At 74.0% G+C, this 8,322-nt stretch carries 11 protein-coding genes and 1 pseudogene; 7 read left to right on the forward strand and 5 right to left on the reverse strand.

Features of this window, described 5'->3' with window-relative positions:
• Window positions 1-264, forward strand: a pseudogene (locus E1300_RS50875) (RNA polymerase subunit sigma-70); the annotation flags it as partial.
• On the opposite strand, the gene E1300_RS44975 reads toward E1300_RS50875, so the two are convergent.
• Window positions 257-1,276: an alpha/beta hydrolase family protein gene (locus E1300_RS44975; RefSeq protein ID WP_131763396.1), complete on the reverse strand. Its 1,020-nt coding sequence runs from the start codon at window positions 1,274-1,276 to the stop codon at window positions 257-259. The pseudogene E1300_RS50875 and the gene E1300_RS44975 overlap by 8 nt on opposite strands.
• Window positions 1,277-1,578: 302 nt before the next feature.
• On the opposite strand from E1300_RS44975, the gene E1300_RS44980 reads away from it, so the two are divergent.
• Window positions 1,579-2,247: a DUF4328 domain-containing protein gene (locus tag E1300_RS44980; RefSeq protein ID WP_131763397.1), complete on the forward strand. Its 669-nt coding sequence runs from the start codon at window positions 1,579-1,581 to the stop codon at window positions 2,245-2,247.
• A 7-nt stretch (window positions 2,248-2,254) separates the two neighbouring features.
• On the opposite strand, the gene E1300_RS44985 is transcribed toward E1300_RS44980, so the two are convergent.
• Together E1300_RS44985 and E1300_RS50880 are read right to left on the reverse strand one after the other, a co-directional pair.
• Complete coding sequence (locus E1300_RS44985; protein WP_131763398.1) at window positions 2,255-2,623, reverse strand: VOC family protein; 369 nt, start codon at window positions 2,621-2,623, stop codon at window positions 2,255-2,257.
• 18 nt (window positions 2,624-2,641) lie between these two features.
• On the reverse strand, window positions 2,642-2,878 hold the full coding sequence (locus E1300_RS50880) for a hypothetical protein (protein ID WP_165503281.1): 237 nt from the start codon (window positions 2,876-2,878) through the stop codon (window positions 2,642-2,644).
• Between the two features lie 215 nt (window positions 2,879-3,093).
• On the opposite strand from E1300_RS50880, the gene E1300_RS50885 reads away from it, so the two are divergent.
• Window positions 3,094-3,405 (forward strand): hypothetical protein, encoded by a 312-nt coding sequence (locus E1300_RS50885; RefSeq protein ID WP_165503282.1) that lies wholly within the window; start codon window positions 3,094-3,096, stop codon window positions 3,403-3,405.
• A gap of 240 nt (window positions 3,406-3,645) precedes the next feature.
• Entirely contained in the window at window positions 3,646-4,725 is a 1,080-nt protein-coding gene (locus tag E1300_RS44995) for an MFS transporter (RefSeq protein ID WP_278045434.1), read from the forward strand.
• On the opposite strand, the gene E1300_RS45000 is transcribed toward E1300_RS44995, so the two are convergent.
• Window positions 4,697-5,710 carry an SMP-30/gluconolactonase/LRE family protein gene (locus tag E1300_RS45000; RefSeq protein WP_131763399.1) on the reverse strand — a complete coding sequence of 338 codons (1,014 nt, stop codon included), beginning with the start codon at window positions 5,708-5,710 and terminating at the stop codon, window positions 4,697-4,699. The two genes, E1300_RS44995 and E1300_RS45000, sit on opposite strands and share 29 nt — an antisense overlap.
• A gap of 108 nt (window positions 5,711-5,818) precedes the next feature.
• On the opposite strand from E1300_RS45000, the gene E1300_RS45005 reads away from it, so the two are divergent.
• The 3 genes from E1300_RS45005 (at window position 5,819) to E1300_RS45015 (ending at window position 7,671) form a co-directional block, all read left to right on the forward strand.
• On the forward strand, window positions 5,819-6,271 hold the full coding sequence (locus E1300_RS45005) for a MarR family winged helix-turn-helix transcriptional regulator (protein WP_207400340.1): 453 nt from the start codon (window positions 5,819-5,821) through the stop codon (window positions 6,269-6,271).
• An 86-nt stretch (window positions 6,272-6,357) separates the two neighbouring features.
• A complete protein-coding gene (locus E1300_RS45010; RefSeq protein ID WP_131763400.1) occupies window positions 6,358-6,726 on the forward strand; it encodes a PH domain-containing protein in 369 nt (122 codons plus the stop codon).
• 126 nt (window positions 6,727-6,852) lie between these two features.
• The gene (locus E1300_RS45015; RefSeq protein WP_131763401.1) at window positions 6,853-7,671 is read left to right on the forward strand and encodes an SAM-dependent methyltransferase; all 819 of its coding nucleotides are present in this window, start codon (window positions 6,853-6,855) and stop codon (window positions 7,669-7,671) included.
• Between the two features lie 12 nt (window positions 7,672-7,683).
• Here the strand turns inward: E1300_RS45015 and E1300_RS45020 are convergent.
• The coding region (locus tag E1300_RS45020; protein WP_131763402.1) for an SbcC/MukB-like Walker B domain-containing protein at window positions 7,684-8,322 on the reverse strand (639 nt) is incomplete at its 5' end.

The raw sequence follows: 8,322 nt of genomic DNA on the forward strand, positions 1-8,322 counted from the left end.
CTGCCCGGCGGGGCGCGGGTCCTGCGCGGCGCCGCCGCGGTGGCCGGGCACGCCGCGAACCTGAAGCGCATGGGCGTCGCGTCGGCGGCCCGGCCCGCGCTCGTCAACGGCCGCCCCGGCCTCGTCATCAGCGTCGGCGGCGAGCTCGCCTCGATCATGGCGTTCGCCTTCGCGGACGGCAGGATCACCGCGATCGACGTCTACACCGATCCCGCCCGGCTCGCCCGGATCGACCTCGGCGCGCTGGAGGAGCCCGTCACCTGAGCTGGGCGGCGAGCCGGTCGGCGACGGCCGGGAGCCAGTCGGGACGGGCGTTGCCGAGCAGGTGGTCGCCGTGCGGGACGAGGAGGTACTCGCCGCGCGGCGCCAGCTCCGCCAGCCGCTCGCCGTTCGTCACCCCCGGGATGACGTCCTGCCCGCCGTCCACCACCAGGAGCGGGCAGGCGATCCGCGGGGCGAGGTCGGACAGGTCCACCCGGCGGGCGAAGCGTCGGGCGGCGTCCTCTCCCCCGGCGCGCTGGACGAGGATGTCCCGCACGGGCGGGGGCAGGGCGTCCCAGTCCAGGCGGAAGGGGCCGCTGACCGTCGCGGCGGCCGCGACGCGGGGTTCGCGGGCGGCGCTCGCCGCGGCGTAGTAGCCGCCGAGGCTGAGGCCGACGAGCCCGGCGCGCCCGGTGCCGAGGGCGTCGAGGACCCGTCCGACCACCTCGTGGTAGTCCGGCGTGATCGTGGACGCGGCCGCCAGCGCGCCCTGGCCCGGCCCGTCCATGGCGAAGACGGCGAGGCCCCGGTCCAGGAGGGCGGTGACCAGGTCGTCGAACTCCTCCTTGCTCGAATCGAGGCCCGGCACGACGACGACGGTGGGCGCGCCGGGCTCGCCGCGCAGCCGGCCGGTGAAGCCCGGCCCCTCGATGCGGCGCGCGGCGGGGTCCAGCAGCCGGAGGGCGCGGTCCATGGCGGCGTCGGCCTCCCGGGCCGCGAGCGCCCGCTCCGGGTTCGGCCCCAGCGTGGCGACGTGGAACCAGCGGGCCGCGGTCCGGTAGTGCTCCCCGGCGGACACGTCCGAGGCCGCCTGCTCGGCACGCGCAAGGTGGCCGCGCGCGGCGCGCATGAAGGCGCGCCCCCAGTCGGCCGGATCGGTCAGCTCATCGGTGACGCGCCGGTACTCGTGCGGGTCGAGGCCCGCTCCCGTGGCGCGGGAGAAGGTGGCGGCGGCGAGGTCGGCGACGTCGTCGATGAGACGCGCCGGCCCTCCCGCGGTGGCGGTTTCTCGCATGCGGCCATGAAAGCGGAGCAAACACCACCCGCTCCAACAACGCCCGCGACCCCCCAACAACCCCCAGTTGTCACCCCTGGCAAAGGCTGACCGCGCCGCCCCGGCGGGCGCAGACGTATCGCGCGGCCGTCTTCGGGAGCCGCGGCGTGGGACGCGGCGCGCGGGGCGCCGGTTGACCAGGCGGCCCATCCCGGACGATCACGATTTCGTGATCATCTTCAGCCGCCACGCGGAGGCGGACTGCGCCAGAATCGTCCCCCGTGCCCGACCCGGCGCACTTCTCTTCCCAGAACGGACCTCTCGTGACCTCGCCCGCCGTCCCGCCCGCCGTCCCGGTCGCCCACGGCCCCGTCAAGCCCGTGCGCGCCTTCGCGATCACCGTCATGGCCGCGCTCGGGTTCTCCGCCCTCCTGCTGCTCGTCGAGGAGATGGTGGACCTGTGGGCGCTGAGCCTGGCCGGCGGGACCAGCCAGCGCTTCCACACCCTGATGAACCTGCACGATGCCATGCTGCTCTTCATCGCCGTCGGGTTCCTCGGCTCGGCCGTGTCGATGATGGCCTGGATGTGGCGGTCCCGGAGCAACGCCCAGACGATCAACGACACCCCGCACCAGTGGGGCCGCCCGTGGATCATCATCGGCTGGCTCGTCCCGCTGCTCAACCTCGTCGTGCCGCGGCGGATCGTCGGCGACATCTGGACCGCCGTCGCGCCCGGCCGCCGTCCCGTCCTGGTGAACGTCTGGTGGGTCCTGTGGCTCGTCTACTTCGTCAGCGACACGGTCGTCGACCGGTTCGGCGACGGGACGACCCGGGACTCCCTCCGCGCCCAGCTCCAGGGCTACGCGGTGACCACTCCGATCGGCATCGCCGCCGCCGCGCTGGCCATCGTGATGATCTGGCGCATCTCCCGCCTCCAGGAGGAGCACGCCACCCGGATCGCCCAGGCCATCGCCGCGCCCGCCCCGGCCTGAACCCCCGTCAGGTGCGGGAGGTGTCGATGACGCAGAAGCGGTTCCCGTCCGGGTCGGCCAGCACGACGAAGTCGGGGTCGTCCGGGTAGAGGTCCCAGGCGACGTGTGACGCGCCGAGGGACACCAGCCGCTCGACCTCGGCGGCCTGATCCGCGGCGTCACCCGCGTAGAGGTCCAGGTGGATTCGGGGATGCTCCTGGACGGCCGACTCGCTGAGCCCGAGCCCGAGTTGGACACCGGCGCCGTCCGCGGGCACGAGCACCGCCCAGTCGTCCTCAGGCTCCTCGCGAGGCACGTATCCCAGGGCGCGCGTCCAGAACGCGACGGCGCGCGGCACGTCGGAGACGCCCAGCACGACCGATCCGATGCTCAACATGCGCCAAGTCAAGCAGCGTCACGCGGACGGCTCCGCGGCGGGGAGGCCGAACGCCGACTCCATCCCCTCCCTGCCGTCGTCGGTGAGGTGGACCACGCGCCGCCCCCGCCCCTTCCGCAGCCAGCCGAGGTAGAACATCCGCACGGTGACCGCCGCGCCGAGGGGCCCAGCAAGATGGCGCCGCCGCTCACCCCAGCCCACGCAGTAGCGGACGAACGCACAACGCCGCGGAAGCCGCTCCACGTCCACCCCCAACGCGGCGAACTCCTCCCGCCCCGCACCGGTGAGCCGGTAAGCGACCGGCTCATCGGCACCGGCCGACCCGGCCGCCCCAGGTCGGACGCGGTCGGCGCGGGCTCGGCGGTGACGGCCTCCGCGGGGGCGTCCGAGTTGACGGCGAGGATGCCGCGATCGAGAAGTGCGCCCATGAGCGTGACACCGAGACGTCCGGCGAGGTGGTCGTAGCAGAGATGGGCCCGCAGCAGCGCCTGGGCGCGCGTGTCGTCGCGCAGCGAGCGGACGGGCAACGGCTGCGCGATCCGGGCGAGCTGTTCGAGCGCGGCGGCGACCTCCGGCGTCGCGAGCCGGTAGTACCGGTGCCGCCCGTCCAACTCGACGGTCAGCAGCTTGCCCTCGCGGAGCACGGCCAGGTGACCGCTCATCGTGGAGTTGCCGACCCCCGCGATATCGGTCTCGGCCCCCCTCACCTCATCGCCCATGGCCCCACCGTGCGTGCCCATGGCGAGAACGTTTCGGCCCCCACCGCACCGACCCGCTCCTAGCGTGAACCCCATGGCACCACGCATCTTCCAGAACCTTCATAACCCACTAAGAAGGCAAGCCGGAAGAGACGACGCAGCGCTGCGATCGCGTGCGAAGCCAGGTTCGAGCTTGCGAGAACCTGATCGCGCAGCGAGCCGCAAGGCGAGCCGGAGCGATGCAGCGATCGCCGCAAGGCCCGTTGAAGGAGGGCCTTCAAGGCCCGACGCCAAGGGTCTTGCAATAAATACCGGGCGCGGCTCGTGCAGGGGGTGGGCGCGGCGCTGATGGTGCCGGCTTCGTTGGCGCTGCTGCGGGCGGCGTATCCCGACGGGGCCGCGCGTGCTCGCGCGTTCGGTGTGTGGGGCATGGTGTCGGGGATCGCGGCCGGGGCGGGGCCGGTGGTCGGCGGTGTCCTGGTGGGGGCGTTGGGGTGGCGGTCCGTCTTCCTGGTGAACCTGCCGATCGGTGCGGCGGCGCTGGCGCTGACGTTGCGGTACGTGCCGTCGCCGGACGGGTCGGGCGGCGGGCTGCGCGGGCTGGACGTCCCGGCGCAGGCGGCCGGTGCCCTCGGGCTGGCGGGGCTCGCCGTGGGGTTGAACGAGGCGGGGTCCGCGGGCTGGACGGGGCCGGTCGTGCTGGGGGCGTTCGCCGCGGCGGTCGCCGGGGGCGCGGCGTTCGTGCTGCTGGAGGGCCGGTCGCGGGCGCCGATGGCGCCGTTGGGGATGTTCCGGGAGCGGGAGTTCAGCGCGTCCGCGGCGATCGGCGTGCTGCTGAACGCCGGGTTCTACGGGTGGCTGTTCGCCGCGCCGCTGTACTTCGAGCACGTTCGGCACTACGGCGCGCTGCGGACGGGGCTCGCGCTGCTGCCCGCGATGGGCGTCGTCGCGGTGTCCTCGGCGCTGGCCGGGCGGGTGACGGCCCGCACCGGTCCGCGGACGCCCATGGTGGCGGGGCTGCTGGTGGGGGCGGCGGGGCTGCTGGGGTGGCTCGCGGCGGGGGCGGGGACGCCGTACGGGGTGCTGATCGTCCCGATGGCCGCGGTGGGGTTCGGGACGGCGTTCACGATGCCCGCCGGGACGGCGGCGGTGATGCGGGCCGTCCCGGCGGGGCAGGGCGGTGCGGCGTCCGCCGTGTTCAGCGCGGCGCGGCAGGCCGGGAGCGCGGTCGGGGTGGCCCTCTTCGGCACGCTCGCGTCCGGCGGCCTCGTCGCGGGGACGCGGGCGGGCGTGACGGTCGCGGCGGGCGGGTTCGCCATGGCCGCCGCGCTCTCGGCCCGGTTCGTCCGTCCGGGCGTGGACGGCGCGGCGGGCGCTACAGGCCGCGGACTGCGGCGATCGTGAAGGGGATCTCCGGGGTGCCCGAGCCGAGCGGTCCGCCCTTGTCGAATTGGGAGCGGACGACGTAGAGCGTCCCGTGGAGGCGGGCCAGGGTCGTCGGCAGTTGCAGGGACGCGTCCGTCACCTGGCGCTCCTTGCGGGCGGTGGTGCCGTCGCGTCCGATCCGCCAGCGGCTGATGGTGTCGTCGGTGTTGTGGACGACCCACAGGCGCCCGTTCTGGAGTTCGAGCCCGTCCGCGTTCAGCATGTCGCCGCCGTCCAGGGCCACCTTCCGGATCGCGCCGGAGGCGGTGTCGAGGCGGTACAGGTCGGCGCCGGTCATGTCGGCGACCAGCAGGTAGCGGCCGGCGGGGTCGGCGACGATGCCGTTGAGGGTGAAGGCAGTGGGCGCGTGCGGGTCGAGCACGGCGGCGAGGTCGAACCGCGGGGTGAGGACCGCGGTGCCGCCCGCGGCCGCCGCCAGGTCGCGCGGGGTGACGCGGTAGACGACGGCGCGCGAGCTGTCGGTGATGTAGGCGCTGCCATCGGGGGCGATCGCGACGTCGTTGACGAACCGGGCACCGTCGCCGGGCACGGTGAACCGGGCCAGGAGGCGGCGGGTGCGGGTGTCGTAGACCGCGATCCCGGACGAGGAGTCGCACACCCAGAGCCGTCCGGCGCGGTCGACCTTCAGGCCGTTCGCGGTGCGGCGGCCGTCCGCGCCGGCGGGGAGGAACACCTCCGCGGCGGACCGGCCCGGGGTCCTCTTGAACACCGTGCCGTCGGCGAAGGACGCGGCGTAGAGGTCGCCGGTCCTGGCGTCGGCGGCGATGCCCTCCGGGTAGACGCGGTCGCCCGGCAGCGAGAAGGCCGTAGAAATCCGCGTCTGGGAGCGGGCGGGGGCGGCGACGGCGGCTCCGGCGGACGGGGCGAACGGCACCGACGCGGGCAGGACGGTCAGCGCGAGCGCGGCGGCCGCGGCCGCGGTGTAGCGGTGGGAACGGGACATGGGGGGACTGCTCCATTCGTATCTACAAGTTAGTACGCGCACATACGATAGTTAGAACTCTAATGCTCGTCAACGGTCTTACGGTGGGCGGCTCGATACCATGCGGGAATGACCTCGTTGCCCGTCGCCGAACGTCTCGGCTCGCACTTCAAGCACGCCGAGCAGGCGCTCAACGCGGCCAAGTCCGCCGCGGTCAAGCCGAGCGGGCTCACCGTCCCGCAGTACGCGGCCCTACTGCACATGTCGGACCATCCCGGCATCTCCGCCGCCGCCCTGGCCCGGGCGTGCTCGGTCACCCCGCCGACGATGAACACCGTCCTGAAGAACCTCCAGGAGCGCGGGCTCGTCGAGCGGACCCCGCACGAGTGGCACAAGAACATCCTGGAGACCCGCCTCACCGCGGAGGGCGAGGCGGTACTGGCCAGCGCCGACGCCCGCGCCGTCCTGGTCGAGCGGGGGCTGGCCGCCGAGTTCACCGAGGCCGAGCGGAAGACGCTCGTCGAGCTGCTCGGCCGGGCCATCGCCTACCTCGAAACGGCCCGCCCGGCGCAGAGCGGCTGAGACCCCCGGGGCCGGACGGGCGGCGTCGGAACGGGGCGCGCGGCCGGTTCGTCGAAAGAGGAAGGACCGCCGAGCAAGGAGGACGCATGGGCAACGGGATCCCGCACGACCGGTCGGGGCAGCTCAAGCAGATCGAGAGCGGGCTGCTGCCCGGCGAGCAGATCATCGCGGTCTACGACGCCACGGGCGCGGGCACCGGGTTCGTCGGCCTCACCGACCGGCGGGTGATCATCCAGGACAAGAGCTTCGCGGGCAAGCGGATCGCGATCACCAGCGTGCCGTACTCGAAGATCACCTCGGTCAGCGTGGTCGGCAGCAAGTCGTGGGCGGGCTCCTACTTCTCGTCCGGCTCGATCGCGATCAACGTCGGCGCCCACACCTACGAGGTCGAGTTCCGCGGCGAGGACAAGGTCCACCACGTCCACGACGTGATCCTCCAGTACATCTCGCGCTGACGCCGTACTCCCGTCACTGACAAAAAGGACGGCCACTTTCCGCGACCTGGGCTCTGCACACCGTGATCGTGATCCACTACGCTGGAACCTCCTCGGCCCACCCCCGCTCCCAGTCGAGGGGACACGATGACTGACCGCCCGCCGCTCCCTCGCGCCCCCGGCCGCGCGCCGTCCGACGCGCGCCTCGAAGGTCCCGCGGCCTCGCGCATCTACGACTTCTCGCTGGGCGGCAAGGACAACTACGGCGCCGACCGCGAGGTCGCGATGGAGGCGTTCGGCTCGTTCCCGGCCGCCCGGCACCTGCCCCGCGAGAACCGGAAGTTCATGCGCCGGGCGCTGCGCTCGATGCTCGCCGCGGGCCTGCGGCAGTTCATCGACGTCGGCTGCGGCCTGCCCGGCAAGGGCAACGTCCACGAGGTCGTGCACGGGACGGACCCGGACGGGCGCGTCGTCTACGTCGACATCGACCCCGTCTGCGTCGTCCACTACCAGGCGCTGCTGCACGCGGTCCCGGGCGCGACGGCCGTCCGCGGCGACGTCCGCAGGCCCGCCGGGATCCTCGGTGCCCCGGAGGTCACGGCGCTGATCGACTTCGGCCGCCCGATCGGCGTGCTGATGACCGCGGTCCTCGACCTCGTCCTCGACGAGGACGACCCGCACGCCTCCGTGGCCGCGTTCCGCGACGCGATGGCGCCGGGCAGCCACCTCGCGATCTGCGACTTCGCCGAGGAGGGCCTCACGCCGGAGGAGCGCGCCGTCCGGGACCGCATGATCGCCGAGAACGGCGTCGTCGTGACGTTCCGGCCCCGCGCCCGGCTGGAGGCGTTCTTCGACGGGCTGGAGTTGCTGGAGCCCGGCCTCGTCCCGGCCCCCGAGTGGCGCCCCGACCGGCCGCACGAACCCGCCACCGGCTGGCTGCTGGCGGGCGTCGGCCGCAAACCCTGAGCGGGCGGCGCGTCAGACGACGATCGCGGCGGTGGAGCCGGCGCGGTCCTTGGTGACGCGGAGCTGGGCGGGGATGCGCGCGCGCAGCTCCGCGACGTGGCTGACGATGCCGACGGCCCGGCCGCCGTCGCGGAGGCCGTCGAGGACGTCCATGACCTCGTCGAGCGTCTCCTCGTCGAGCGTCCCGAACCCCTCGTCGACGAACAGGGTGCCGATCTCGGTGCCGCCCGCCTCGGCGGTGACGACGTCGGCGAGGCCGAGCGCGAGCGACAGCGAGGTGATGAACGACTCGCCGCCCGACAGCGTCACCGGGTCGCGTTCGAGGCCCGTCCACGCGTCGGCGACGCGGAGGCCGAGGCCGCCCGCGCCCTTGGTGCGGTCGCCCGCCGCCTTGTCGGTGGTGTGGACGAGCGCGTAGCGGCCGGCGGACATGCGGTCGAGCCGCTCGTTCGCGGCGGCGACGACCTGCTCCAGCCGCGCGGCGAGGACGTAGGCCGACAGCGACATCGCGTGCCGGTTCGCGGCGGACTTGCCGGAGGCGAGGCCCGCGAGCCGCTCGGCGACCTCGTGCCGCTCGGCGGCCGGGCGCCACGCGCGGACGGCGTCCGCGAGCCGTGCGCACAGGTCGGCGAGGCGCTCGCAGCGGTGGCG

Source organism: Actinomadura fibrosa (assembly GCF_900659615.1).
Classification (GTDB): domain Bacteria; phylum Actinomycetota; class Actinomycetes; order Streptosporangiales; family Streptosporangiaceae; genus Spirillospora; species Spirillospora fibrosa.